The organism is Pseudomonas sp. EA_105y_Pfl2_R69 (assembly GCF_963970915.1).
Taxonomy (GTDB): domain Bacteria; phylum Pseudomonadota; class Gammaproteobacteria; order Pseudomonadales; family Pseudomonadaceae; genus Aquipseudomonas.
This window is the reverse complement of sequence record NZ_CAXAOO010000001.1, coordinates 850,373-875,222: the sequence shown is the minus strand read 5'-3', so window position 1 is coordinate 875,222 and position 24,850 is coordinate 850,373. Positions and strand designations below refer to the sequence as shown.

Below are 24,850 nucleotides of genomic sequence, written 5' to 3'. Positions count from 1 at the left end.
ACCGATGATCCGCTCACCCCTCACGCTCGCCCTGCTTAGCCTGGCCCTGGCTGGCTGTACGCCAGTCGACCCGCAGGACGCCGTCAGCAGCGCCCTGGCCGACGGCGTCCTGCTACCGATCTACAGCGCCTGGAGCGAAGCCGACCGCCAGCTGGCTGCCAGCGGCCAGGCCTTCTGCGCCGGCCAGCAGAACCTGGCGGACGCGCGTCAGGCCTTTGCCAGCGCGCAAAGCACCTGGGCCGCCCTGCAGCCGGCCGTGCTCGGCCCCCTGGCCGAAGGCAACCGCGCCTGGCAGGTGCAGTTCTGGCCGGACAAGAAGAACCTGGTGGCGCGCCAGGTCGAAGCGCTGGTCAACAGCAAACCCGAACTGACCCCGACCGATCTGGATAAATCCAGCGTCGTGGTGCAAGGCCTGACCGCCTATGAATACCTGCTGTTCGACCCGGCGATCGACCTCAATGTCGCCGAGCAGAAGGCCCGTTACTGCCCGCTGATCGTCGCCATCGGTCAGCACCAGCAGGTGCTCGCCGCCGACGTGCTGACGAACTGGCAGCGCCAGGACGGCATGGCCGCGCAGCTGAAAAGCTTCCCCAACCCGCGCTATGCCGAAGCCGCCGAGGCCGTGGCCGATATCCTGCGCACCCAGGTCAGCGCCATCGACGGCCTGAAAAAGAAACTCGGCACCCCGCTCGGCCGCCAGAGCAAAGGCCAGCCGCAGCCCTATCAGGCCGAAGCCTGGCGCAGCAAGGCCAGCCTGGCCAACCTCGCCGCCAGCCTGGCCAGCGCCGAACGCATCTGGCTGGGGGCCGAGCAGGATGGCATCCAGGCGCTGCTCGGCAGTGCTCAGGCCGAGCTGAAACAGCGCATCGACGCCGCCTACAGCGACACCCGCCAGCGTCTGGCCGCCGCCCAACGGCCGCTCGGCGAGCTGCTCGGCGACGAAGCCGGCCGCGCCGAGCTCAACGCCCTGTATGACAGTCTCGACGCCCTGCACCGCCTGCACGAAGCCGAGCTGGCGAAGGTGCTGGGGATCCAGCTGGGCTTTAACGCCCATGATGGTGACTGAGCCATGCCGATAAACCGCCGCGCCTTTCTCGGCCTGGGGGCCACCGCCCTGGCCGCCACCACCTTCGGCGGCTGGACGCTGCTGCACAGCGGCCCGCAGCCACTGCTGCTGTCGGCGCGCAACGACAGCGCCGGCAAACACTTCGCGGTGGGCTACCGCCTGGATGGCAACCAGGTGTTCGCCACCCAGGTCAGCGAACGCTGCCACGATGTGATCGGCCACCCGTTTCTGCCGATGGCGCTGTTCGTCGGCCGCCGCCCGAGTACCCAGAGCTACCTGATCGACACCCGCGACGGCCGCCTGCTGCAGACCCTGCACGCCCCCGAGCAACGCCACTTCTACGGCCATGCGGTGTTCCACAAGGATGGCGACTGGCTGTACGCCACCGAGAACGACACCTCCGAGCCCGGTCGCGGCGTGCTGGGCGTCTATCGCCTGCTAGGCGAACAGTTGCAGCGCACCGGCGAGCTATCGACGCACGGCATTGGACCGCACCAGCTGCTCTGGCTGCCGGACGGCGAAACCCTGGCGGTGGCCAACGGCGGCATCCGCACCGAAGCCGACAGCCGGGTGGAGATGAACCTCGACAGCATGGCGTCCAGTCTGGTGCTGCTGCGCCGCGACGGCAGCCTGATCAGCAAGGAGCAGCTGCCCGAACGGATGAACAGTGTGCGGCATATGGCCGTGGCCAGCGACGGCACTATCGTCAGCGGCCAGCAATATATGGGCGCTGCCAGCGACGCGGTGCCGCTGCTGGCGATCAAGCGCCCCGATCAGCCCTTCCAGCACTTCCCGGTGGCCGAGGCGCAGCGCCAGCTGATGAATCAGTACACCGCCAGTGTGGCGATCCACAGCGAGCTGCGCCTGCTGGCCCTGACCGCCCCGCGCGGCAACCGGGTGTTTATCTGGGACCTGGACAGCGCCGAGCTGCGCCTCGATGCACCACTGGCCGACTGCGCCGGGGTGGGCGCGGTGGCCGAAGGCTTTGTGGTCAGCAGCGGCATGGGCCGTTGCCGCCTGTACGACTGCCGCCGCAACGCAATCACCGCCCAGCCCCTGCAACTACCCGCCGGGCTATGGGACAACCACCTGCGCCTGGCCTGAGAACCTGTTTACGATCTGCTGCGCTTCGGCCCTGCTGCGTTAAAAACAGGCTCGGAATGCTCATGTACAAAAGTACACTCCGCTTCCTCGCCTGTTTTTGCCTTGCAGGTCTCTAGCTCGCGAGAGCGCAAGCAGGTTCTGAAAGCCCGGCGCTAGGCTGTTCGCCCTACCATTCCTACGTTTGTAACACGCCTGCGGCAGGCTAAAGAACGCTGCCGCAGAGCCGATCTATACTGGCTGACAACCCGATTGCTGATAGGCAATCGGGCCCAGTTGATACCAGTCGATAAGGATATTCGCAGACACGCCAGGCGCGTCGCTGGAGTTCGCCATCTATCTACTTAGGGATCTCACCCATGTTTCTGCAAAAATCCTTGCGCGCACAAATCCTCGCCCTGCTCGGCGGCAGTCTGGCACTGATCCTGATCACCGCCCTGGTCTGTTTCAGCTTCCTATCCAGCGGCCTGCAGAACTATCGCGGCCTGCTTGAGGGACCACTGGAGGAGTCGACCCTGATCGACGTCGCCAACCTGAACTTCAAAACCCAGGTGCAGGAATGGAAAAACGTACTGCTGCGCGGTAGCGACAAGGCTCAGCTGGATAAATACTGGAGCCAGTTCGAGGCGCAAGAGCGCAAGGTGCAGGACACGCTCGGCAAACTGAGCACATTGGCCAGCAATGACCCGACCCTCAAAGGCAAGATCGAGGCATTGCGCAGCGAACACCAGAGCCTGGGCGGTAAATACCGGGCAGGTCGTGATGCCTTTATTGCCGCCGGTGCCGACGCCAAAGCCGGCGACAAAGCGGTATCCGGTATCGACCGCCACGCAACCCAGCAAATGGACGCGCTCGCCGAAGAACTGCACAAGCAAAGCCTCGATCAGGCCGGCCTGATCAACGCTGCGGCCGACCGTACAATACTGGTCGGTACCCTGGGCATGCTCAGTGCCACCCTAATCATCGCCCTGTTCAGCCTGTGGCTGGTCAACCGTAACCTGATCAACCCGATCCGCGAACTGATCGCCCATATCGCGCAGCTCAGCCAGGGCAACTTCGACAAGCAGGTAGATGCGAGTCGTCAGGACGAACTGGGCCACCTGGCCGTGGCCGCGAATATTCTGCGCGACTTCCTGGCCGACACCTTTACCCGCCTGAAGCGCAGCACCGCCGACCTCGACATCGCCAGTGGCGAACTCAACGCCATTGCCACCCTGATGGCCCAAGGCACCCGCGAGCAGTTCTCGCGCACCGACCAGGTGGCCACGGCGATGCACGAGATGTCTGCCACCGCCCAGGAAGTCGCGCGCCACGCGGCCGAGGCGGCGAATGCCGCCGACGATGCCGACAGCGCCGCGCGCCAGGGCGAAACCGTGATGCAGGCAACCATCAAGACCATCACCGATATTCGCGGAGAGATCAGCAACACCTCCGAGGTTATCCGTCGCCTGGAGGCCGATAGCGGGCGTATCGGCAAAGTGCTGGAAGTGATTCGCGGCATTGCCGAACAAACCAACCTGCTGGCGCTCAATGCCGCCATCGAGGCCGCCCGCGCCGGCGAACAGGGCCGCGGCTTTGCCGTGGTAGCGGACGAGGTACGCACCCTGGCGCAACGCACCGCCGAATCCACCGCCGAGATCCACCAAATCATCGACACCGTGCAAACCGGAGCGGTCAATGCGGTACGCGCCATCGAAAGCGGCCAGCAACGCAGCGAGGAAGGCGTAACCCAGGTCACCGAGGCCGGTGCCACCCTGCAACTGATCACCGGCGCGGTTGAGGCGATCCGCGATATGAACCGGCAGATCGCCACCGCCGCCGAGGAGCAGACCTCGGTGGCCGAGGACATCTCGCGCAACCTCACCGAGATCACCGCCATCGCCACCGCCAACCAGGAAAACGTGCAGCGCACCGAAAGCGCCGGACAGAACCTGCACAAGCTTTCCGGGCAACTCAGTGAGGTCACTCAACGCCTGAGTGCCTGAGCCGGCATACATCCCGCAAATAAAATGCCGGCTGATGCCGGCATTCTGCTTAATAACTGACCCATTGATCAGCCGCGAAAAGGCCAGCAGCCTTTTGCAAATGCGAATCTTTGACAGGCCCTTGCACTCGGTCTAAGGTGCCTGTCTTGCCTATTCCCAGGCCCCATTTGCCCTGCCAAGGAACCGGAATATGTTGCTCCGCCGCATGCTGATCATGCTGGGCGTCGTGCTCCTCGTGGTACTCGCCCTCGCCGCCTCGAAAGGCCTCTCCATCTACCGAGAAATTCAGATGTTCTCGGCTCCGCAACCGGCCATCAGCGTGTCTGCGGCCAAGGCCGTCGAGCAGCCGTGGCAGACTCGCCTGCCGGCCATCGGTACGCTCAAGGCGATTCAGGGCGTCGACCTGACCGTGGAAGTGGGCGGCACGGTGCGCGAGATGCTGTTCAATTCCGGCGAGCAGGTCAGTCTCAAGCAGCCGCTGCTGCAGATGGACAGCGATGTCGAACAGGCCAGCCTGGGCACCGCCCAGGCCGAACTGGGCCTGGCGCGGGTCGAATTCGAGCGCGGGCGCAGCCTGGTCAACCGCCAGAGCATCTCCAAAAGCGAGTTCGATCGGCTCTCGGCCAGCCTGCAGAAGGCCAACGCCAGCGTCGCCCAGTTGCAGGCGCTATTGGCCAAGAAACGCATCCTCGCCCCCTTCGCCGGCACCATCGGCATCCGCCAGGTGGAGGTTGGCGACTACCTGTCGTCCGGCACCATCATCGCCACCCTGCAGGACCTGTCCAAGCTGCATGTCGATTTCTTCCTGCCGGAGCAGGCCGTACCCAAGCTGGTCCTCGGCGAGCGCGTGCGCCTGAGTGTCGCCGCCTACCCGGACGAGTCGTTCGAAGGCGCAATAACCGCGATCAACCCCAAGGTCGAAGACAGCACCCGCAACGTACAGGTCCGCGCCATGCTCGACAACCCCGACGGCAAGCTGCTGCCGGGCATGTTCGCCAACCTGCAGGTGCTGCTGGCGGAACAGCCGGTGCGGGTGGTGGTGCCGGAAACCGCCATCACCTACACCCTGTACGGCAACTCGGTGTACGTGATCGAGGAACAGGCCGCCGAGGGCGACACCCCGGCGCAACTGCAAGTGCAACGCCGCTTCGTCGAAACCGGCGAGCGGCGTCGAGGCCAGGTGGTCATCCTCAAGGGCCTGCAAGCGGGCGAACAGGTGGTGACCGCCGGCCAACTGAAACTGGATAACGGTGCCCATGTCGCCATTGTCGACGCACCGCTCGAGCCGAGCGCCGAGTAAGCGCGCCGGCTTAAAGGAAATTACTTATGGCTTTTACCGACCCCTTTATCCGTCGCCCGGTGCTGGCCACCGTGGTCAGCCTGTTGATCATCCTGCTCGGCCTGCAGGCGTTCAATAAGCTGACCATCCGCCAGTACCCACAGATGGAGAACGCCCTGATCACGGTGACCACCGCCTACCCGGGGGCCAACGCCGAGACCATCCAGGGCTATATCACCCAGCCGCTGCAGCAGAGCCTGGCGAGTGCCGACGGCATCGACTACATGACCTCGGTCAGCCGCCAGAACGTCTCGATCATCTCGATCTACGCCCGCATCGGGGCCAACAGCGACCGGCTGTTCACCGAGCTGCTGGCCAAGGCCAACGAGGTGAAGAACCAGCTGCCCCAGGACGCCGAAGACCCGGTACTGAGCAAGGAAGCCGCCGACTCCACGGCGCTGATGTATATCAGCTTCTACAGCGACGAGCTGTCCAACCCGCAGATCACCGACTACCTGTCCCGGGTAATCCAGCCCAAGCTGGCCACCCTGCCGGGCATGGCCGAGGCCGAGATCCTCGGCAACCAGGTATTCGCCATGCGTCTGTGGCTCGACCCGGTGAAGATGGCCGCCTACGGCGTCACCGCCGGCGACGTCAACGATGCGGTGCGCCAGTACAACTTCCTCGCCGCCGCCGGCGAGATGAAGGGCGAGTTCGTGGTCACCAGCCTCAACGCCGAGACCGAGCTGAAATCCGCCGAGGCCTTCGCCGCCATCCCGCTGAAGACCGTCGGCGACAGCCGGGTGCTGATCCGCGATGTGGCACGGGTGGAGATGGGCGCGGAAAGCTACGACTCGATCAGCTCCTTCGATGGCACCCCCTCGGTGTATATCGCCATCAAGGGCACGCCGGGGGCCAACCCGCTGGATGTGATCAAGGAAGTACGCGGCATCATGCCCTCACTGGAGGCCCAACTGCCGCCCAACCTCAAGGTATCCATCGCCTACGACGCCACCCTGTTTATCCAGGCCTCCATCGACGAGGTGGTCAAGACCCTGTTCGAAGCGGTACTGATCGTCATCGTGGTGGTGTTCCTGTTCCTCGGCGCGCTGCGCTCGGTGCTGATCCCGGTTATCACCATCCCCCTGTCGATGATCGGCGTACTGTTCTTTATGCAGTTGATGGGCTACTCGATCAACCTGCTGACCCTGCTGGCCATGGTCCTGGCCATCGGCCTGGTGGTGGACGATGCCATCGTCGTGGTGGAAAACATCCACCGCCATATCGAGGAAGGCAAGACGCCCTTCGATGCCGCCATCGAAGGGGCACGGGAGATCGCTATACCGGTGGTATCGATGACCATCACCCTGGCAGCGGTGTATGCCCCGATCGGCTTTCTCGAAGGCCTGACCGGCGCGCTGTTCAAGGAGTTTGCCCTGACCCTGGCCGGCGCGGTGATCATCTCCGGCATCGTCGCCCTGACCCTGTCGCCGATGATGTGCGCCAAGCTGCTGCGCCACGAGGAGAATCCCACAGGCCTGGCGCACCGCCTCGATGTCATCTTCGACCGACTCAAGCAGCGCTACCAGCGCGCCCTGCACGGCACCCTGGAGACTCGCCCGGTGGTGCTGGTGTTCGCCCTGATCGTGCTGCTGCTGATCCCCGTGCTGCTCACCTTCACCAAGAGCGAACTGGCCCCCGACGAGGACCAGGGCATCATCTTTATGATGGCCAACGCCCCGCAGCCAACCAACCTGGAGTATCTGAACGCCTACACCGAGCAGTTCGTGGACATCTTCAAGGAGTTCCCCGAGTACTACTCCTCGTTCCAGATCAATGGCTTCAACGGTGTGCAATCGGGCATCGGCGGCTTTCTGATGACGCCCTGGAACGAGCGCGAACGCACCCAGATGGAGCTGCTGCCCGAGGTTCAGGGCCGCCTGGCACAGATCCCCGGCCTGCAGATCTTCGGCTTCAACCTGCCCTCCTTGCCAGGTACGGGCGAGGGCCTGCCGTTCCAGTTCGTGATCAACACGCCAAACGATTACGAGTCGCTGCTGCAGGTCGCCGAGCGGGTCAAGCAACGCGCCATGGAGTCCGGCCAGTTCGCCTTCCTGGACGTCGACCTGGCCTTCGACAAGCCGGAAATCCTGGTGGAGATCGACCGCGAGAAGGCTGCGCAGATGGGCGTGTCGATGCAGGACCTCGGCCAGACCCTGGCCAGCCTGCTCGGCGAAGGCGAGATCAATCGCTTTACCATCGACGGCCGCAGCTACAAGGTGATCGCCCAGGTCGAGCGCGCCTACCGCGACAACCCGGACTGGCTCGGCAGCTACTACGTGAAGAGCGAAAGCGGTGCGATGCTCGCCCTGTCGACCCTGGTCACGGTCAGCGACCGCGCACGGCCGACCCAGCTCAACCAGTTCCAGCAGCTCAACTCGGCGATCATCCAGGGCGTGAGCATCGTCAGCATGGGCGAGGCCATCGCCTCCCTGGAGCAGATCATGGCCGAGGAAGCGCCGGCCGGCTTCGCCTACGACTATGCCGGCGCAGCGCGCCAGTTCGTCCAGGAAGGCAGTGCGCTGTACCTGACCTTCGGCCTGGCCCTGGCGCTGATCTTCCTGGTGCTGGCGGCGCAGTTCGAGAGCTTCCGCGACCCGCTGGTGATCCTGATCACCGTACCGCTGTCGATCTGCGGCGCACTGGTGCCGCTGTTTCTCGGCTGGTCGAGCATGAACATCTACACCCAGGTGGGCCTGGTAACCCTGATCGGCCTGATCACCAAGCACGGCATCCTGATTGTAGAGTTTGCCAACCAGTTGCGCCGCACCCAGGGCCTGTCGCGCCGCGCCGCGGTCGAGGAAGCCGCCGCCATCCGCCTGCGCCCGGTACTGATGACCACCGCGGCCATGGTCTTCGGCATGGTGCCGCTGATCCTGGCCAGTGGTGCGGGGGCGGTCAGCCGTTTCGACATCGGCCTGGTGATCGCCACCGGCATGTCCATCGGCACCCTGTTCACCCTGTTCGTGCTGCCCTGCGTGTACAGCCTGCTGGCGCAGCCGGATGCGTCGGCAGAAACGGCCAACGCTCACTGACGGCCGCAGAAAACGCCTGGGAGAGATGTGGCCGTCGTCCTGCGATGGCCCACAGGGTGGCAGACATAGGCTAGGGGACGCTCCATCCTACGGCTCTGAGCGCAAAAAAAATGCCGCTTCCCAGGTAAGGGGGAAGCGGCATTTTTCTTATGTGAATAGCATGACCACTGGCAGCTTTTTTACCGGTGGGCGCAGGCGGAGATTCAGCCTTGCGGGCCCTTGCCCTGTAACAGACCGAACATAAACAGCAACAGATCCTGATCCGGGCGCACCACCTTGTCCGCTCGCACCGTCGCCGGTACTGGGCTGTAGCCCTCCTCGTCCGGGCTGATCACCTGGGTGCCCGGCTCATGCCAGGCCGCCGCCGCCAGCGACGCCACACTGAGTGCGCCAGCGAGAAACAAACCTCGTGCGATTTCTAACTTCATCACTGCAACCTCTTGATAGCGCTGCCAAACGCTGTTTGTTTAACCTAGATCACCGATGACCATTCCGTCGCCCTAGGCGATAGACGGTCGTTACTGCCGGAATTCCGACAAACGCAGCCCGGATCATCCTGATCGGCAAGCAAACAACACAGCCAAACTTCGAGCACGCCCCGCCCAAAAGGTTCAACCGCCGGACGTGATACGCGCAATTGGTGCACGGGTAACAGTGCAGAGTCACTTAATTGCCCATCGGAATCAGCGCCGCGCTGGATAGAACCATCAATTTTAAGAGGCGCGCATCATGCAAAAGTCGCGACAATAACTTCCCCGGGTACGGGGATAACCGCATACCAGAGCACATCCAGGTGGGATCAACACAGGATGGGGTCACGCTGTTGGCCAGCATCGCCCCGAATTGACAGGCTCCAGTCCGGTAAGCCCGATAAAGACAAAGCAATTGACGTACCGCTTTGGCATACCAGCGGTCGTGCAAGACGATTGCGGGAAAGGCACGCCCCGGCTGGCGGCAATACAGGAGCGTATTTTTCAGGAGTGGCTCGGCCCTGCACACGCAGGCAAGCGCACAGCACTCATCACCGCCGATGCCGGCAGCGGCCCCATGGACACAAGCCAGAGGGGCACCCACAAAAGAAAACCCCGTGACAGGCACGGGGTTTTCTAAACAGCGTGCAAGCCGCCTGATGGCGGCCTGCGGGAGCCGGGCTGGCTTACATCATGCCGCCCATGCCACCCATGCCGCCCATGTCTGGCATACCGCCAGCGGCCGGCTTGTCTTCAGCCACTTCGGCGATCATCGCTTCGGTGGTGATCATCAGGCTGCCGATCGAAGCTGCAGCTTGCAGCGCCGAACGAGTAACCTTGGCCGGATCGAGAATACCCATCTCGATCATGTCGCCGTAGGTGTCGGTCGCGGCGTTGAAGCCGTAGTTACCCGAACCCTGCTTGACCTTGTCGACCACAACGCTTGGCTCGCCGCCAGCGTTGGAAACGATCTGACGCAGCGGTGCTTCAACAGCACGACGCAGCAGAGCGATACCCACGTCCTGATCGGCGTTGTCGCCTTTCAGCTCACTGATGGCCTGCAGAGCACGTACCAGAGCCACGCCACCGCCAGGTACCACGCCTTCTTCAACGGCTGCGCGGGTCGCGTGCAGGGCGTCGTCAACGCGGGCTTTCTTCTCTTTCATTTCAACTTCGGTACCAGCACCGACCTTGATCACGGCAACACCGCCAGCCAGTTTGGCCAGACGCTCTTGCAGCTTCTCTTTGTCGTAGTCGGACGAGGTGTCTTCGATCTGCTTACGAATCTGCAGGACGCGCGACTCGATATCCGCCTGAACGCCTGCACCGTCGATGATGGTGGTGTTTTCTTTGCTCAGGATCACGCGCTTGGCGTTACCCAGGTGCTCCAGGGTGGCGCTTTCCAGGCTCAGACCGATCTCTTCGGAGATAACGGTACCGCCAGTCAGAACAGCGATATCCTGCAGCATGGCCTTGCGACGGTCACCAAAGCCTGGTGCCTTGACGGCAGCGACTTTGACGATACCGCGCATGTTGTTCACAACCAGAGTCGCCAGGGCTTCGCCTTCAACGTCTTCGGCCACGATCAGCAGCGGACGGCCGGACTTGGCCACAGCTTCGAGAACTGGCAGCAGTTCGCGGATATTGGAGATCTTCTTGTCGACCAGCAGGATCGCCGGAGCGTCGAGCTCGGCAACCATGGTGTCCGGCTTGTTGATGAAGTACGGGGACAGGTAACCACGGTCGAACTGCATGCCTTCAACAACCGACAGTTCGTTTTCCAGGCCCGAGCCTTCTTCAACGGTGATCACGCCTTCTTTACCGACTTTTTCCATGGCTTCGGCAATGATTTCGCCGATGGAAGTGTCGGAGTTGGCGGAGATCGAACCGACCTGAGCGATGGCCTTGGTGTCAGCGCAAGGCTTGGACAGCTTCTTCAGCTCAGCAACGATGGCGATGGTCGCCTTGTCGATGCCGCGCTTGAGGTCCATCGGGTTCATGCCGGCAGCGACGGCTTTCAGGCCTTCGTTGACGATGGCTTGAGCCAGAACGGTGGCGGTGGTGGTGCCGTCGCCAGCGTCATCGTTGGCACGGGAAGCAACGTCTTTGACCAGCTGCGCGCCCATGTTCTCGAAGCGATCTTTCAGCTCGATTTCTTTGGCAACGGAAACGCCGTCCTTGGTGATGGTCGGAGCGCCGTAGCTCTTCTCGATGATCACGTTGCGGCCTTTCGGGCCGAGGGTGGCTTTTACTGCGTCAGCCAGAACGTTGACACCAGTGAGCATTTTCTTGCGGGCGGAATCGCCGAATTTAACTTCTTTAGCAGCCATGATGGTTATTCCTTGATTCGTTCAAATAGAGCGGAATTCGTAGCGACGGGGCGCTGAGATCAACCTTCAACTACAGCGAGAATTTCGTTCTCGCTCATTACCAGCAGGTCTTCGCCGTCAACCTTGACGGTGTTGCTGCCGGAGTAAGGGCCAAACACCACTTTGTCGCCGACTTTAACGGCCAGGGCACGCACTTCACCGTTGTCCAGCACGCGGCCGGTACCGACAGCGAGGATTTCACCGCTGTTGGCTTTCTCGGCAGCGGAGCCTGGCAGCACGATGCCGCCGGCGGTTTTCTTTTCTTCTTCGCTGCGACGGATTACGACGCGGTCATGCAGAGGACGAAGCTTCATTGTCGATCTCTCCCAATAGGTGGTTTACAGCGGCCGGTGTATGCACCGGCGGGTTAGCAAAATCCGGCGAGGCCGGTAGCGCTACGCCAGGCGCAACGCTGAAGTCTGATCTGCCGAAACGACAGAAAACCTTGCGGTGTCCGCTACATAAGGGCGATACGGATGATTTCAAGGGCAGCAGCCGATTTTTTTTGCCGCGCGGCACCCCCGCAACAGGCCCGAACAGGCCCGGGACAGCCAACCAGTCTAGTCGCGCCGCTCGTACTCGCCTTCCAGCACCCGGGGCCGGGCAGGGCCGGAGTGGGCAGCCTGATCATCGAAAAAGGCACGCTGGCGCATGGCCTGTTCGGCTGCACGCAGTCTCAGCTTGTTGACCAGCAGACGACGGGTAAAGGGAATCAGGCAGAACACGCCGAAGATGTCGCTGATAAAGCCCGGCAGCAGCAACAGACCGCCGCCGACGGCAATCAGCAGGCCTTCGAGCATTTCCTGCTCGGGCAATTCGCCACGGGCCAGACGCTCACGGGCGCGCCACGCGGTGGCCACCCCGGCGATACGCAGCAGGATGCTGCCGAGAATCGCGGAGCCGATCACCAGCATCAGGGTGGGCAGCACGCCGATGGCGCTACCGACCTGAATCAACAGCGCCAGTTCGATAATGGGAAACAGCAGAAATAAAAACAGAAAAGCGCGCATCAAAGGTTCCTTAACGGAAGATCAGCTTCCTATGAAACAGAAGTATGGGGCGTTAGGCTGAATTCAAGCTGAAGCCTGACCGCCGGTCGGCCAGACTTCAGCACGGGCCAGCGCTACCAGGGCCTGGCGCACCTCCAGCGGACTGTTACAGGATGTTGGAAACCCCAGCCAGTGCAGGCCCTGACCGATACGCAGATGAAAACCTTCACTGTCGATGCCGACCAGTTCGGCCGGGGCATGCCCGGGCAACCCCGCCAGCTCGACATAATGGGCGATGGCGGCAGCATGGTCGCGGTTCATGTGCGCGAGCATATCGGCTTCACTGTCGCCGGCAAAGGGATTGGCCAGCGCCACCTGGTCCAGCCAGTGAATCGCGCCAAAACCGCCGATATAGCGCCAACGCACCGGCTCCAGCTGCCAGAAGTCGAAATCGTGCACGCGGTGATGGTTCTGCGAATCAGGGAAATAGCGGTAATAGCGCGCCGCAGCCGCGTCGATCTGCGCCTCGTCATGCAATTGTCGCGCATGCGCGAGCAGAGTAAGACGGCCGACTGCCTGCACGTCCTCGGCCCCGCGCTCGCCCACCAGCAGCGAGCATTTGCCGTCCTGCTTGAGGTTATGGGTGTGCTGGGCGATACGGCTGATCAGGATCAGCGGCCAGCCCCGGACATCCAGACAGTAGGGCACCACCGATCCGAAAGGAAAGCCCGGCATGGCCTTGGAATGGGTGCTGAGCACGCCACGGTATTCCTTGAGCAGCAATTCTCGGGCATGCTTGCCGGCTTTCACGCTCACAATCTGACTCCTTGCAAAGAATCCGTCATTAACGGACAGGCGACTACTTCAGGCCAGCAAGGTTACACGACACCACTTGAGGGGATAAGCGATGCAACTCAAAGACAAAGTCATCATCATCACCGGCGGCTGCCAGGGCCTTGGCCGCGCCATGGCCGAATACCTGGCGGGCAAGGGCACCAAGCTGGCCCTGGTCGACCTGAACCAGGAAAAACTCGACGAAGCGGTCGCCGCTTGTCAGGCCCTGGGCGTGGAAGCACGTGCCTACCTGTGCAACGTCGCCAACGAAGAGCAGGTCACCCAGACCATGGCGCAGATCGCCGAGGACTTCGGTGCGATCAATGGCCTGGTCAACAATGCCGGGATCCTCCGTGACGGCCTGACCATCAAGGTCAAGGACGGCGAAATCACCAAACTGAGCCTGGCGCAGTGGCAGTCGGTGATCGACGTCAACCTGACCGGCGTGTTCCTCTGCACCCGCGAAGTGGCGGCGAAGATGATCGAGCTGAAGAGCGAAGGCGCGATCATCAATATTTCCTCGATCTCCCGCGCTGGCAATATCGGCCAGGCCAACTACTCCGCGGCCAAGGCCGGGGTGGCCGCCGATACCGTGGTCTGGGCCAAGGAGCTGGCGCGTTACGGCATCCGTGTCGCCGGCGTCGCCCCGGGCTTTATCGAAACCGAGATGGTTGCCAGCATGAAGCCCGAAGCGCTGGAGCGCATGACCTCGGTCATCCCGCTGCGGCGCATGGGCAAGCCGACCGAAATCGCCCACTCGGTGGCCTATATCCTGGAAAACGACTACTACACCGGGCGGATCCTGGAATTGGACGGCGGCCTGCGCCTCTGATCTCTATCGATCTGCTGCGCGTCGGCCATCCGTCGTTAAAAGCACTCGCGGGCTTGCTCATTTACAGCTCGTAAACTCCGCGCCCGCGAGTGCTTTTGCCTAGGCTGACTCTAGCTCGCGAGATCTTGGCCTTGTTGTAAATAGAAAAGCCCCGATGTCGGGGCTTTTTCGTTTGCAGCAGCGTTACACGTTACCAACCGACACCAAAGCCCAGACTGTAATGGGTTTCATCCAGCTCGCCTTCCGAGCCGCTGACCAGGTCCTTCTCCGCCTTCATATTCAGCGAGGCCCAGTCGGTCAGCTTGTAGCGCAGGCCCATGGCCGCATCCAGGGTGTAGTCGGCGACATTGGCCAGGGGCTTGCCCACTTCGCCGGTGCTGAACAGCTCGACACTCTTGCCGACCAGATAACGGTTGTAATCCCACTTCATGCTCAGGGCATAGAAACGGTCGCTCTCGCCATTGGCATATTCGTAGTCGCTACGGTTCAGCAGCCCGGCCACGGAAAAAGCCCCCAGCTCGTTGTCCCAGAACTGATAACCCGGACCGGTACCGACGGTACGCTGACGCTGCAGGTCTTCGACCTGATCGCGCTCGTATTCCAGCCGCCCCTGCCAGAACCAGTGTTCGTCGAGGAAACGGTCGAGGGCATATTCGGCATTCCAGTTATCCGTGGTCACCACGTCGTCCTGGAACTCGCGGTTGTAGCCCGCTTGCGCGTTATGCCGCCACAGGCCGTGACGCGCCTGACTCTTGAGGTCGATATCGTAGTCGTCGGTGTCGCTCTCGGCCCGTTTGTAATCCAGGGCAGCGTCGAGGTTGCCCTTCACGGTCAGGTCTTCGACCAGCGGCTTGGGCTTGAGGATCTGCTTGATACTCGCCAGCTCGATGGTCTTGGGCTCGTCGCCATTGGCCAGCACCACCTTGCCCGGCTCGGCGGCCTGCAGGGACTTGGCGCGCTCACCGGCCACGGCGGTCTCCTTGATCAGCAGCTCCTGATCGCTCTCCAGGGTGGCGATCTTGCTCCAGTCCAGGGCGATGGCACCGCCGTAGTCGGTCTGCAGTAGCAGCTTGCCACCGTCGTAGAACTTGATCTTGCCGCTCAGGCGGTCGCCGTTTTTCAGCCAGACGGTATCCGCCAGGGCGGAGGTGGCAACCACAGAGAGGGCCAGGCACAGCAGGGTCTTGGAAAACATAGGGGTGATTTGCATATCTAGTGGCCTGTACGGCCAGTGGGTTATCTCAAGTTCGGCTGACTGAGGTTCTAGGCGCTGCGGCGCGTCATAGCTGGAGCGGCGACGCAATATCAGGGCCTCGGGTACCGAAATTGACTGATTGAACTCGCCAAACAGGCCGCTAAGGTTGGCGGGGGGCCGGCATTATCCTCAAGCACGGTGGTAGAGCAAGTACTGACCGACAGGATCCCCCCGAGTTCAGCCGCCGGGACTTTTACCAGCCGACACCGACGCCAAGCAGGTAGTGCCGCTCACTGCTGTTACGGCCCAGACCGCGCACCTGGTCGAGCTCGTAGAGCAAGGACAGCCGCGCCCAGCTATTGAGGCGATAACGCAGGCCCACTTCGCTGTCGAGCACATAGTCGATCTGCTCAATGGCGGGGATCTGCAGCTCGGCATTAGTGAAGAATTCCAGGCGCGTGCCCCAGAGCAGACGCTTGTAATCCCACTCCAGGGAATAGGTCGAGAAGGTCAGATCGCCCTCGCTGGTATACAGCTGCATACGGTTTAACTGGCCAATCATGTCGAATCGCCCCAGTTCGTTATCCCAGAAGCGATAACCCGGCCCGGTACCGAGCGAGCGCTGCCGGGTCAGGAAGGAGAACTCGTCCTCGTCCTGCTCCGCGCCGACCCGCCAGAACCAGTGCTCGCTGATAAAGCGGTCGAGGTCGTATTCCAGCTGCCAGTTGTCTGCGGTTTTCACCTCATTCTTGACCTTGCGTTCCAACTCGCCCCGCAGCACATGCCGCCAGCGACCGTGCTCCATGCGGGTATTGCCCTTGAGCTTCCACTCGTCGGTTATATTGTCGTCGCGCGTCATATCCAGCTTGGCGTCCAGATTGCCCTCCCATACGCGGTCCTGCAGCAGCGAGCGCGGTGGGATCAGACGCTTGATGCTGGCCAGCGGCACGGTCTGGCTGGTCGCATTGACCACCCGCACCATGCCCTTACCGGCCGCCTCCAAGCGCTGACTGTTTTCACTGTCGAAGCCACTGCGGCGGATCAGCAGGGGTTTTTCCGAACGCAGGGTGTCGATATCCTGCCAGTCGATCAGCACCTGGCCGGCGTAACGGGTTTTCAGGGCCAGCTTGCCGCCGTCCAGCAACAGAATCTCGCCGCTCAAGCGGTCACCATTGTTCAGCCAGATCGTGTCGGCCCACAGGGGCATGGCCCCACCGAGCAGAACCGAGAGCAGCAGGATGCGTAGCGACATGGCGAAAGTACCGAATAGACCATCGAAAAATTCCCAGCAGCATGACGCGCCAAGGCCGTTGCCAGCAAGCCAGGCCGAACGCCGCGAGGCCCTCTACCTGGTGCTGGCGCAGGTGCCGGCGGGCCATGTGGTGAGCTATGGACAGCTGGCCGCAATGGCCGGCCTGGGCCGTGCGGCACGCTGGGTGGGGCGCACCCTGAGCCAGTTGCCCACAGACACGACGCTGCCCTGGCACCGGGTGATTGCCGCCGGCGGTCGACTCAGCCTCGCCGCCGGCACTGCCTCGGGTCACGAGCAGCGAGCCCGCCTCAGGGCCGAAGGCATATTGGTCCATGGCGATAGAGTGGATATCCGACGGTACGGCTGGCGTCCAGTGGAGCACAGCGGTTAGAGTGCGCCCTTTGTTAGGTCAAACTCAGGCTGATACCCGCCCAATGCCCCGTAAAAGCTGGCGCGATGCCATTGCCGCCTATTCCAGCCCCTCCACGTTGGTGCTTCTGCTCCTCGGGTTCGCCGCCGGCCTGCCCTATATGCTGGTGTTCTCGACCCTCTCGGTTTGGCTGCGCGAGGCCGGCGTGGCCCGCGAAACCATTGGCTTCGCCAGCCTGATCGGCCTGGCCTACGCCTTCAAGTGGGTCTGGTCGCCGCTGCTCGACCAGTGGCGCTTGCCGCTGCTGGGCAAGCTGGGTCGCCGGCGTTCCTGGCTGGTGCTGTCGCAGATACTGATCGCCATCGGCCTGGGCGGCATGGCCCTGTGCGACCCGCAAACCCATCTGACCTGGCTGATCTCTCTGGCCGTGCTGGTGGCCTTCGCCTCCGCCACCCAGGACATTGCAGTCGACGCCTACCGCCTGGAAATCGTCGACAACACCCGCCAGGCCGCCCTGGCCGCCAGTTATATGGCCGGTTATCGGGTCGCCGCGCTGCTGGCCACCGCCGGCGCGCTGTATTTCGCAGAAGGCTTTGGCTCCACCGTGCAGCTCTACCAGCACAGCGCCTGGGCCGGCACCTACGTGGTCTTCGCCATGCTGATGCTGCCGGGGCTGCTGACCAGCCTGTGGATGCGCGAACCCGATGTGCCGCTGCAAACCCAGATGGCGGCGGCGCGCTATGGCTTCAGCCACCAGATAGCCTCGGTACTGGTGCTGATCGTCCTGCTGATCTCCGTACCGGCGATGTTCACCCAGCTCTACCACACCGATTTCGCCAGCCTGGTCCGCGGCGAGGCCAGCCTGCTCGACCTGTTGCTGGAAGACCGCGCCTTTCTGCGCGCCCTGCTCTACACCATCCTCACCAGCCTGTGCCTGTCCACCATGGGCCGTCGTGGCTTGGCACCGGTGCTGACCCCGGTCAACGACTTTATCCTGCGCTACCGTTGGCAAGCCTTCCTGCTGCTGGGGCTGATCGCCACCTACCGCATGTCCGACACGGTAATGGGGGTCATGGCCAACGTCTTCTATATCGACCAGGGCTTTACCAAGGATCAGATCGCCAGCGTCAGCAAGCTGTTCGGCCTGGTGATGACCCTGCTCGGCGCGGGCATCGGCGGCCTGCTGATCGTGCGCTTCGGCATACTGCCGATTCTGTTTATCGGCGGTGCCGCCTCGGCGGCGACCAACCTGCTGTTTATGCTGCTGGTCAGCATGGGCGCAGACCTGCAGATGCTGATCCTCACCATTTCCGCCGACAACTTCAGTGCCGGCCTGGCCACCGCGGCGTTCGTCGCCTACCTGTCGAGCCTGACCAACCTGAAGTTCTCCGCCACCCAGTACGCCCTGCTCAGTTCGATCATGCTGCTGCTGCCGCGTATGATCGGTGGCTATTCCGGGGTGATGGTGGAAAAGTTCGGCTATGAACAGTTCTTTATCGTCACCGCCCTGCTCGGCGTACCGACCCTGATCCTGATTGCCCTGCAATGGCACCGCGAGCGCCCCCAGGCCAACGGTGACGCGCCAGCTACGGCAGCGGAACACATATAACAACCAACAATAATTGAAGCGCAGCGCTTCATATTCGGCCACGAGCATGCCGAAGCTGACGCTTCTACAGAGCGGAGCGGAACATGACAGCAAAGCCAGTCTCAGTGCTTGCCACTGACAGCCTCGATACCTGGTGGCAACTGCAGGGCGAATGGGTGGAAGCGCCCAACGTCCGGCGCGGCGGCCAGAGTGGTGTACAGCGCATCTGGAAGGGCGAAACCCTGCTCTATGCCAAGCGCCAGACCGGACATATCCACCGCAGCCTGCTCCACCCCTTTGGCCGCCCCACCGTGCTGCGCGAGCGCGACGCGCTCTTGGGTGCACGCAAAGCGGGGGTAACCGTTCCGGAAATCATCTACTGCGCAGCCGAGCGCAACACCCAGGGCTGGCGTGCCCTGTTAGTCACCAAGGCACTGGACGGTTTTCAGCCTATTGATGACTGGTATGCAGGCAACTGCCGCGAACAGTATGGCGAAGCACTGCACCAGCAATTGCTGCAACAAGTGGCTCACAGCCTGGCCCGCCTGCATAAAGCACGCTGGCAACACGGCTGCATCTATATCAAACATATCTTTGTGCGCATCACTGGCGAAGGGCAGACGCTCACCCCCGAGGTGGCATTGCTCGACCTGGAAAAGTGCCGCCGGCGCCTGACCAGCAAGCAAGCCGCGTTGCACGACATGCTCCAGCTGCGACGCCATTCGCCATGGGATCAGGCTGATTGGCAAAGCCTGATCGGCCACTACCAACTGGCGATGGGCCGCAATTTCAAAACGATCTACAACGCCACTCGCGGCTAACTCGGCGAACGCTCAGCAGAGTTCTGCTGCACCAGGTGCACCACCCGCTGCGGGAAGGGGATGCCGATACCGGCTTCGGTCAGGCGCTCCTTGGCCAGCTCGGTGAAGCCGAAGGTTACCGGCCAGAAATCCGGGGTCGCCACCCAGACCCGCAACGACAGGTTGACCGCGCTGTCACCCAACCCGGTAACGAACACCACTGGCGCGGGGTCGAGGTGCACCCGCGGGTCTTCGGCAATCTTCAGCAGCACTTCACGGGCCTGCCTGATATCGCTGGAGTAGTCGATCCCCAGGTTGATATCGGCACGGCGCTTGGACTCGCGGGAATAGTTGGTGATATGACCGTTGGACAGATTGCCGTTAGGCACTATCACCACCTTGTTGTCAGCGGTTTTCAGGGTGGTGTGGAAGATCTGGATACTGTCGACGCTGCCCGATACGCCCTGCGCCTCGATCCAGTCGCCGGCGCGAAAGGGGCGAAACAGCATGATCAGCACCCCGCCGGCGAAGTTCGCCAGGCTGCCCTGCAACGCCAGGCCGATGGCCAGGCCCGCGGCACCGATCACGGCGATAAAGGAGGTGGTTTCCACACCGATCATCGAGGCCACGCTGACCAGCAGCAACACCTTGAGGATGATCCCGGCCAGGCTGGCGATAAAGCTGTGCAGGGCACGGTCGACATTGCGCCGCTGCATCAGCGTACCGACCTTGCCGATCAGGCCATTGATCAACCACCAGCCGATCAGCAAGGTGATGATCGCCAGCGTCAACTGCCCCGCGTACTGCATCATGACCGGCAACCAGGTCTCGGACATCTTCACCAGTTGTTCGACGTTCATTTCCATTTGTTACTCCTTTTCTGCACTGCTGAAAACAAACCGCCACGGCAAGCCGTGGCGGTTCTATTGCGACTACAGGCCGTGCGACGCCTGCAACGCCATGAGCTTCAACCTCCCAGATTCAATCACGGAAGTTGTTGTACTGCAGCGGCATACCGAAATCCTTGGCGCGCAGGGCGGCAATCGCCTCCTGCAGATCGTCGCGCTTCTTGCCGGTAATGCGCACCTGCTCGCCCTGAATCGCGGCCTGAACCTTGAGTTTGCTGTCCTTGATATGGGCGACGATCTTCTTCGCCAGGTCTTTCTCGATGCCTTCGCGCAGAATCACTTCCTGCTTGACGCTCTTGCCCGAGGGGTAGGCATCCTTGAATTCCAGGCATTGCACGTCGATCTTGCGCTTTACCAGGCTGAGCTTGAGAATCTCGAGCATCTGCTCCAACTGGAAATCCGCATCGGCTGTCAGGTTGACAGTCAGCTCTTTCAGTTCAAAGCTTCCTTTACCGCGCAGGTCGTAACGACGCTCCAGCTCCTTGATGGCATTGTCGACCGCATTGGTAACTTCATGTTTGTCCAGCTCGGACACCACGTCGAATGAGGGCATGGGTTCTCTCCTGATAAACAGCGCATTCCGTATCACAGAAGGAATGCGCGTTGCTTGACGGTTAAAAAACCGGGCCATTATATAGCGGTAGCGACAAACACTGCCCGGCGATGTACCGGGCTTATGCGATTCCCTTCCAGCGAGCCTGCCAATGCCCAATCCCCATCTCAGCATTCTGGTCGTGGACGACGCCAAGTTTTCCAGCGCCGTCATTGGCCGCGCCCTGACCCAGGCGGGCTATCAGGACCTGCGCTTCGCCAGCAGCGCCGCCGAAGCCATCAGGCTTCTGGAACAGCGCCCCGCCAGCGTATTGCTGGCCGACTGGCTGATGCCGGAGATCAATGGCCTGGAACTGACCGAACAGGTGCGTCAGTTCGATGAAATGACCCACCACTACACCTACATCATCCTGCTCACCGGCAAGGAAGGCGAAAACGTCCTGAGCGAAGCCTTCGACAGCGGCGTGGATGACTTTATCAACAAGGCGGCGATGAGCGAGCAGCTGGTGCCGCGGGTGTATGCCGCCGACCGCCTGTGCAACACCCTGCAACGCCTGCTCCAGGAAAATCGCCTGCTCACGGACAATATCGCCAGCCTGGAGCAGCGCAACCTGGTCGACCCGCTGACCGGCCTGGGCAATAACCGCTACCTGCAGCAGAAGATGCTCGACAGCCTGCGCCAGGTGGAGTCCCGTGGCGGCGCGCTGTGTTACCTGATGATCGGCCTGCAGGATGTCCACGACCTGCGCCAGCAATACGGCGAGAGCTTCTACAACGAGTTGCTCAGCGGCGTGGCCCGTCGCCTGCAACAGCTGGTGCGCCCCCTGGACATCCTGGTACGCCTGGACGAGGTGCATTTCGGCCTGATCGCCATGCTCGAAGACCTCCACGAATGCTCGCCCAGCAGCTTCAAGCGGCTGCACGAAGGCATCAACCTCAAGGCCTTCAAAACCAGCGAAGGCTTTATCAGCCTCAAGGCCGGCATCAGCCTGATCGGCCTCGACAGCAAAGGCCTGCCCTGCACGCCCCAGGCCCTGCAGGAGCATGCCGCCAAGCTGCTGCCGGACTCCTACAGCAGCGGCCTGGTCACCGCCCACCGCCTGCCCCTGCCGCGTTAGGCGGGCACGCAATGAGCTGGCATATCCTCGGCGCGGGCAGCCTGGGCAGCCTGTGGGCCGCACGCCTGGCCCGGGCGGGCGTACCGGTGCAGTTGATCCTGCGCGACCCCCAGCGCCTGCTGGCCTACCGCCAGGCCGGCGGCCTGACCCTGGTCGAACAGGGTCAGGCCCGACTCTACCCGGTTGCCGCGCAAACGCCCGACAGCGCGCAACCCATTCAACGCCTGCTGCTGGCCTGCAAGGCCTATGACGCCGAAGCGGCCATGGCCCAGCTGGCACCGCGCCTGGCCCCCGGAGCCGAGCTGATCCTGCTGCAGAACGGCCTGGGCAGCCAGGACCGAGTGGCCCTGCAGGTACCCCAGGCACGCTGCATTCTGGCATCGAGCACCGAAGGGGCCTTCCGCGAGCGCGATTTCCGCGTGGTCTTCGCCGGCCACGGCCATACCTGGCTCGGCGACCCGCGCGACCCTACGCCCCCGGCCTGGCTCAACGAGCTCGAACAGAGTGGCATCGCGCACGACTGGAGCCTGGAGATTCTCGGCCGCCTGTGGCGCAAGCTGGCGCTGAACTGCGCGATCAACCCGCTGACCGTGCTGCACGACTGCCGCAATGGCGGCTTGCGCGAGCACCCGGCCGAAATCACCAGCCTGTGCGCAGAGCTCGGCGAGCTGCTGCGGCGCTGCGGACAAGGCGCGGCCGCCCATGACCTGCACGAAGAAGTCCTGCGGGTGATCCAGGCCACCGCCGCCAATTACTCATCCATGCACCAGGATGTCAGCCAGGGCCGGCGTACCGAGATCGCCTACCTGCTCGGCTACGCCTGCGCCGCCGCGCAGCGTCACGGTCTCACCCTGCCCCATCTGCAGGCCCTGCACGCACGCCTGCTGGCCCATCTGCAGGCACACGGATTGCCCAGCCATTAAGCCGCACACCAGGGCCTGTTGACGCTTCCTCGCGACGCGGCTTGCGCGCAAACCTCAACAGCCCCTAACCTGCCTGCACCTACGCCACCGCGACCCACGCCACCATGTCCCTGCGTCAGCACCTTGAAAATCTTCCGGTCGGGCGCAAACTGCTCGCCGCCCTGCTGGCCGTGCTGGCCACCGTACTGCTGGTGGCCAACCTGGCCTTTATCAGCGCGGCCTACTGGATATCCCAGCAAAGCGTGGCCCCCCAGGCCCTGCACACCCTCGGCCGGCTGATCGCCAGCCCGGCCCTGAGCCTTGAAGCGCTAAGCTCGGCCCAGGCGGCCGAAGCCCTGCTCAAGCGCCTGGATGACTACGCGCCGCTGCGCGCGGCGGTGATCTACGACAGCAACGGCGTCAGCCTGGCGCAGCTGCAGCGCGGCGGAAAACTGCTACTGCCGCTGCGCATGGAACAGGTCGAGTCCTGGCGCCACAGCGAATTCCGCATCAACCAGCTGGTCGAACTGCCACAGCCCGCCGGACCTCCCGGTTTCCTCCTGCTGGTCGCCTCCAGCGAGCTGCCGGGGGCCTTCTATACCGGCACCCTGACCGCCAGCCTGGTAATCCTGGCACTTAGCGTGCTGCTCTGGCTGGTGGTCTCGCGCCAGGTAAAACGCCTGATCACCCGGCCGATCCGCCGCCTGGAGGAGCTGTCGCGCCAGGTCACCCGCGAGGAGAACTACGCCCTGCGCGCGCGGCGCGGCAATGCCGACGAGATCGGCAGCCTGGCCGAAGCCTTCAACACCATGCTGTCGCGCATGGAGGCCCGCGAGCAGCAGCTCAAACGCGCCCGCGACGACACCCAGCAGGCCTTCGACCAGGCCCAACTGCTGGCCGAGGAAACCCGTCACTCCAACCGCAAGCTGGAGCTGGAAGTGCAGGTGCGCAGCAAGATCGAGAAAAAGCTCACCGGCTTTCAGAAGTACCTCAACAGCATCATCGACTCCATGCCTTCGGCACTGATCGCCCTCGACGAGCAGCTCTATGTCACCCAGTGGAATCAGGAGGCCAGCAGCCTCTCCGGCACCCGCCTGGACGAGGCGCTGAACCAGCCGATCTTTCTCGCCTTCCCGCCGCTCAAGCCCTTTCTGCCCCAGCTCAAGCGCACCGTGGAACAGCACAAGGTGGAAAAGATCGAGCGGGTTGCCTGGGGCGATCCCGACGCCCCGCACTATTACGCCCTGACCTTCTACCCCCTGAGCGGCAGCGCCGGACGCGGCGTGGTGATCCGGGTCGACGACATCACCCAGCGCCTGAGCCTGGAAGAGATGATGGTGCAGTCGGAAAAGATGCTCTCGGTCGGCGGCCTGGCCGCCGGCATGGCCCACGAGATCAACAACCCCCTGGGGGCCATCCTGCATAACGTGCAGAACATCCGCCGACGGCTGTCGCCGGAGCTGGAAAAGAACCGCGAACAGGCCGAGCAGATCGGCGTCTGCCTGCAGGCCATCGACCGCTACCTGCAGGCCCGGGAGATCCCCCGCCTGCTCGACGGCATCCAGCAGGCCGGCAGCCGCGCGGCAAAGATCGTCAGCCATATGCTCAACTTCAGCCGCCGCAGCGACCGCCAACTGGCCCCCTGCCAGCTACCCGCCTTGATCGACCAGGCCCTGGAAATCGCCAGCAACGACTTCGACCTGACCGAAAGCTTCGACTTCAAGAGCCTGAACATCGTGCGCGAGTACGACCCGGCCCTGGGCCCGGTACCCGGCACCGCCAACGAGCTGGAGCAGGTGCTGCTCAACCTGCTGAAGAACGCCGCCCAGGCCATCCATCAACGTCAGGACAATCGCATACCGGGCAAAATTGTCCTGCGTGCCCGGCTCGCCGCCCCCTGGGCGGAAATCCAGGTGGAAGACAACGGCGTCGGCATGCCCGAAGCGGTGCGCAAGCGCATCTTCGAACCTTTCTTTACCACCAAGGAGATCGGCCAGGGTACCGGCCTGGGGCTTTCGGTGTCCTACTTCATCATCACCAACAACCACAAAGGGCAGATGGAAGTGCAGTGCAAACCCGGCCAGGGCACCTGCTTCATCCTGCGCCTGCCGTTAGCCGCCAACCCTGCCGATAGGGATCCGTGAC

Annotated in this window: 21 protein-coding genes; 12 read left to right on the top strand and 9 right to left on the bottom strand. The window is 62.8% G+C overall.

The features are described 5' to 3' along the window. Window positions 1-4 precede the first annotated feature (4 nt). The 5 genes from AACY13_RS03820 to AACY13_RS03800 all read left to right on the top strand — a co-directional run bounded on the left by AACY13_RS03820 (window position 5) and on the right by AACY13_RS03800 (window position 8,526). Window positions 5-1,066, top strand: a complete 1,062-nt coding sequence (locus tag AACY13_RS03820; protein WP_339459416.1) for an imelysin family protein — start codon at window positions 5-7, stop codon at window positions 1,064-1,066. Window positions 1,067-1,075: 9 nt separating this feature from the next. Continuing rightward, on the top strand, window positions 1,076-2,170 hold the full coding sequence (locus AACY13_RS03815) for a DUF1513 domain-containing protein (RefSeq protein ID WP_339460002.1): 1,095 nt from the start codon (window positions 1,076-1,078) through the stop codon (window positions 2,168-2,170). Window positions 2,171-2,526: 356 nt separating this feature from the next. After that, on the top strand, window positions 2,527-4,152 hold the full coding sequence (locus AACY13_RS03810) for a methyl-accepting chemotaxis protein (protein ID WP_339459415.1): 1,626 nt from the start codon (window positions 2,527-2,529) through the stop codon (window positions 4,150-4,152). 190 nt (window positions 4,153-4,342) lie between these two features. After that, window positions 4,343-5,452 (top strand): efflux RND transporter periplasmic adaptor subunit, encoded by a 1,110-nt coding sequence (locus AACY13_RS03805; protein ID WP_339459414.1) that lies wholly within the window; start codon window positions 4,343-4,345, stop codon window positions 5,450-5,452. A 26-nt stretch (window positions 5,453-5,478) separates the two neighbouring features. Then, window positions 5,479-8,526 (top strand): multidrug efflux RND transporter permease subunit, encoded by a 3,048-nt coding sequence (locus tag AACY13_RS03800; RefSeq protein WP_339459413.1) that lies wholly within the window; start codon window positions 5,479-5,481, stop codon window positions 8,524-8,526. Between the two features lie 203 nt (window positions 8,527-8,729). On the opposite strand, the gene AACY13_RS03795 is transcribed toward AACY13_RS03800, so the two are convergent. From AACY13_RS03795 to AACY13_RS03775, 5 genes are all read right to left on the bottom strand, one after another. Next, the gene (locus AACY13_RS03795) at window positions 8,730-8,954 is read right to left on the bottom strand and encodes a hypothetical protein (protein ID WP_339459412.1); all 225 of its coding nucleotides are present in this window, start codon (window positions 8,952-8,954) and stop codon (window positions 8,730-8,732) included. Window positions 8,955-9,682: 728 nt separating this feature from the next. Then, window positions 9,683-11,326 (bottom strand): chaperonin GroEL, encoded by a 1,644-nt coding sequence (groL, locus tag AACY13_RS03790; protein ID WP_339459410.1) that lies wholly within the window; start codon window positions 11,324-11,326, stop codon window positions 9,683-9,685. A gap of 59 nt (window positions 11,327-11,385) precedes the next feature. Continuing rightward, window positions 11,386-11,679 carry a co-chaperone GroES gene (locus AACY13_RS03785; protein WP_325509595.1) on the bottom strand — a complete coding sequence of 98 codons (294 nt, stop codon included), beginning with the start codon at window positions 11,677-11,679 and terminating at the stop codon, window positions 11,386-11,388. Window positions 11,680-11,925: 246 nt separating this feature from the next. Further along, window positions 11,926-12,375, bottom strand: coding sequence for an FxsA family protein (locus tag AACY13_RS03780; protein ID WP_339459407.1), 450 nt, complete (start codon window positions 12,373-12,375; stop codon window positions 11,926-11,928). A 63-nt stretch (window positions 12,376-12,438) separates the two neighbouring features. Then, complete coding sequence (locus tag AACY13_RS03775; protein WP_339459405.1) at window positions 12,439-13,170, bottom strand: HugZ family pyridoxamine 5'-phosphate oxidase; 732 nt, start codon at window positions 13,168-13,170, stop codon at window positions 12,439-12,441. 91 nt (window positions 13,171-13,261) lie between these two features. Here AACY13_RS03775 and AACY13_RS03770 point away from each other — a divergent pair, with 91 nt between their 5' ends. Next, window positions 13,262-14,020 (top strand): SDR family oxidoreductase, encoded by a 759-nt coding sequence (locus AACY13_RS03770; protein ID WP_339459404.1) that lies wholly within the window; start codon window positions 13,262-13,264, stop codon window positions 14,018-14,020. A 190-nt stretch (window positions 14,021-14,210) separates the two neighbouring features. Here the strand turns inward: AACY13_RS03770 and AACY13_RS03765 are convergent, their stop codons facing one another. Both AACY13_RS03765 and AACY13_RS03760 read right to left on the bottom strand, forming a co-directional pair. Next, the gene (locus AACY13_RS03765; RefSeq protein WP_339460000.1) at window positions 14,211-15,215 is read right to left on the bottom strand and encodes a DUF481 domain-containing protein; all 1,005 of its coding nucleotides are present in this window, start codon (window positions 15,213-15,215) and stop codon (window positions 14,211-14,213) included. A 253-nt stretch (window positions 15,216-15,468) separates the two neighbouring features. Then, window positions 15,469-16,467 (bottom strand): DUF481 domain-containing protein, encoded by a 999-nt coding sequence (locus AACY13_RS03760; RefSeq protein ID WP_339459403.1) that lies wholly within the window; start codon window positions 16,465-16,467, stop codon window positions 15,469-15,471. Between AACY13_RS03760 and AACY13_RS03755 the strand changes: the two genes are divergently transcribed. The 3 genes from AACY13_RS03755 to AACY13_RS03745 all read left to right on the top strand — a co-directional run bounded on the left by AACY13_RS03755 (window position 16,466) and on the right by AACY13_RS03745 (window position 19,246). Further along, on the top strand, window positions 16,466-16,858 hold the full coding sequence (locus AACY13_RS03755) for an MGMT family protein (protein ID WP_339459401.1): 393 nt from the start codon (window positions 16,466-16,468) through the stop codon (window positions 16,856-16,858). The genes AACY13_RS03760 and AACY13_RS03755 overlap by 2 nt on opposite strands. Before the next feature lie 43 nt (window positions 16,859-16,901). Further along, window positions 16,902-18,446: an AmpG family muropeptide MFS transporter gene (locus AACY13_RS03750; RefSeq protein ID WP_339459400.1), complete on the top strand. Its 1,545-nt coding sequence runs from the start codon at window positions 16,902-16,904 to the stop codon at window positions 18,444-18,446. A gap of 83 nt (window positions 18,447-18,529) precedes the next feature. After that, window positions 18,530-19,246 (top strand): lipopolysaccharide kinase InaA family protein, encoded by a 717-nt coding sequence (locus tag AACY13_RS03745; RefSeq protein ID WP_339459399.1) that lies wholly within the window; start codon window positions 18,530-18,532, stop codon window positions 19,244-19,246. Here the strand turns inward: AACY13_RS03745 and AACY13_RS03740 are convergent. After that, window positions 19,243-20,091 carry a mechanosensitive ion channel family protein gene (locus AACY13_RS03740; RefSeq protein WP_339459398.1) on the bottom strand — a complete coding sequence of 283 codons (849 nt, stop codon included), beginning with the start codon at window positions 20,089-20,091 and terminating at the stop codon, window positions 19,243-19,245. The genes AACY13_RS03745 and AACY13_RS03740 overlap by 4 nt on opposite strands. Before the next feature lie 115 nt (window positions 20,092-20,206). Then, on the bottom strand, window positions 20,207-20,686 hold the full coding sequence (locus AACY13_RS03735) for a YajQ family cyclic di-GMP-binding protein (protein ID WP_339459397.1): 480 nt from the start codon (window positions 20,684-20,686) through the stop codon (window positions 20,207-20,209). Between the two features lie 151 nt (window positions 20,687-20,837). Here AACY13_RS03735 and AACY13_RS03730 point away from each other — a divergent pair, with 151 nt between their 5' ends. From AACY13_RS03730 to AACY13_RS03720, 3 genes are all read left to right on the top strand, one after another. Next, window positions 20,838-21,803: a GGDEF domain-containing response regulator gene (locus AACY13_RS03730; protein ID WP_339459396.1), complete on the top strand. Its 966-nt coding sequence runs from the start codon at window positions 20,838-20,840 to the stop codon at window positions 21,801-21,803. A gap of 11 nt (window positions 21,804-21,814) precedes the next feature. Continuing rightward, complete coding sequence (locus AACY13_RS03725; protein WP_339459395.1) at window positions 21,815-22,726, top strand: putative 2-dehydropantoate 2-reductase; 912 nt, start codon at window positions 21,815-21,817, stop codon at window positions 22,724-22,726. 104 nt (window positions 22,727-22,830) lie between these two features. Beyond that, window positions 22,831-24,849 carry an ATP-binding protein gene (locus AACY13_RS03720; RefSeq protein WP_339459393.1) on the top strand — a complete coding sequence of 673 codons (2,019 nt, stop codon included), beginning with the start codon at window positions 22,831-22,833 and terminating at the stop codon, window positions 24,847-24,849. The last annotated feature ends 1 nt before the right edge of the window (window position 24,850 follow it).

Bases quoted from the DNA above. Each gene is read 5' to 3' on its own strand.
- AACY13_RS03765 (WP_339460000.1), bottom strand. From the start codon at position 15,215: ATGTTTTCCAAGACCCTGCTGTGCCTGGCCCTCTCTGTGGTTGCCACC.
- AACY13_RS03730 (WP_339459396.1), top strand. From the start codon at position 20,838: ATGCCCAATCCCCATCTCAGCATTCTGGTCGTGGACGACGCCAAGTTT.
- AACY13_RS03735 (WP_339459397.1), bottom strand. From the start codon at position 20,686: ATGCCCTCATTCGACGTGGTGTCCGAGCTGGACAAACATGAAGTTACC.
- AACY13_RS03750 (WP_339459400.1), top strand. From the start codon at position 16,902: ATGCCCCGTAAAAGCTGGCGCGATGCCATTGCCGCCTATTCCAGCCCC.
- AACY13_RS03805 (WP_339459414.1), top strand. From the start codon at position 4,343: ATGTTGCTCCGCCGCATGCTGATCATGCTGGGCGTCGTGCTCCTCGTG.
- groL (WP_339459410.1), bottom strand. From the start codon at position 11,326: ATGGCTGCTAAAGAAGTTAAATTCGGCGATTCCGCCCGCAAGAAAATG.
- AACY13_RS03755 (WP_339459401.1), top strand. From the start codon at position 16,466: ATGGCGAAAGTACCGAATAGACCATCGAAAAATTCCCAGCAGCATGAC.
- AACY13_RS03795 (WP_339459412.1), bottom strand. From the start codon at position 8,954: ATGAAGTTAGAAATCGCACGAGGTTTGTTTCTCGCTGGCGCACTCAGT.
- AACY13_RS03785 (WP_325509595.1), bottom strand. From the start codon at position 11,679: ATGAAGCTTCGTCCTCTGCATGACCGCGTCGTAATCCGTCGCAGCGAA.
- AACY13_RS03760 (WP_339459403.1), bottom strand. From the start codon at position 16,467: ATGTCGCTACGCATCCTGCTGCTCTCGGTTCTGCTCGGTGGGGCCATG.
- AACY13_RS03770 (WP_339459404.1), top strand. From the start codon at position 13,262: ATGCAACTCAAAGACAAAGTCATCATCATCACCGGCGGCTGCCAGGGC.
- AACY13_RS03720 (WP_339459393.1), top strand. From the start codon at position 22,831: ATGTCCCTGCGTCAGCACCTTGAAAATCTTCCGGTCGGGCGCAAACTG.
- AACY13_RS03810 (WP_339459415.1), top strand. From the start codon at position 2,527: ATGTTTCTGCAAAAATCCTTGCGCGCACAAATCCTCGCCCTGCTCGGC.
- AACY13_RS03740 (WP_339459398.1), bottom strand. From the start codon at position 20,091: ATGGAAATGAACGTCGAACAACTGGTGAAGATGTCCGAGACCTGGTTG.
- AACY13_RS03780 (WP_339459407.1), bottom strand. From the start codon at position 12,375: ATGCGCGCTTTTCTGTTTTTATTTCTGCTGTTTCCCATTATCGAACTG.
- AACY13_RS03745 (WP_339459399.1), top strand. From the start codon at position 18,530: ATGACAGCAAAGCCAGTCTCAGTGCTTGCCACTGACAGCCTCGATACC.
- AACY13_RS03820 (WP_339459416.1), top strand. From the start codon at position 5: ATGATCCGCTCACCCCTCACGCTCGCCCTGCTTAGCCTGGCCCTGGCT.
- AACY13_RS03800 (WP_339459413.1), top strand. From the start codon at position 5,479: ATGGCTTTTACCGACCCCTTTATCCGTCGCCCGGTGCTGGCCACCGTG.
- AACY13_RS03725 (WP_339459395.1), top strand. From the start codon at position 21,815: ATGAGCTGGCATATCCTCGGCGCGGGCAGCCTGGGCAGCCTGTGGGCC.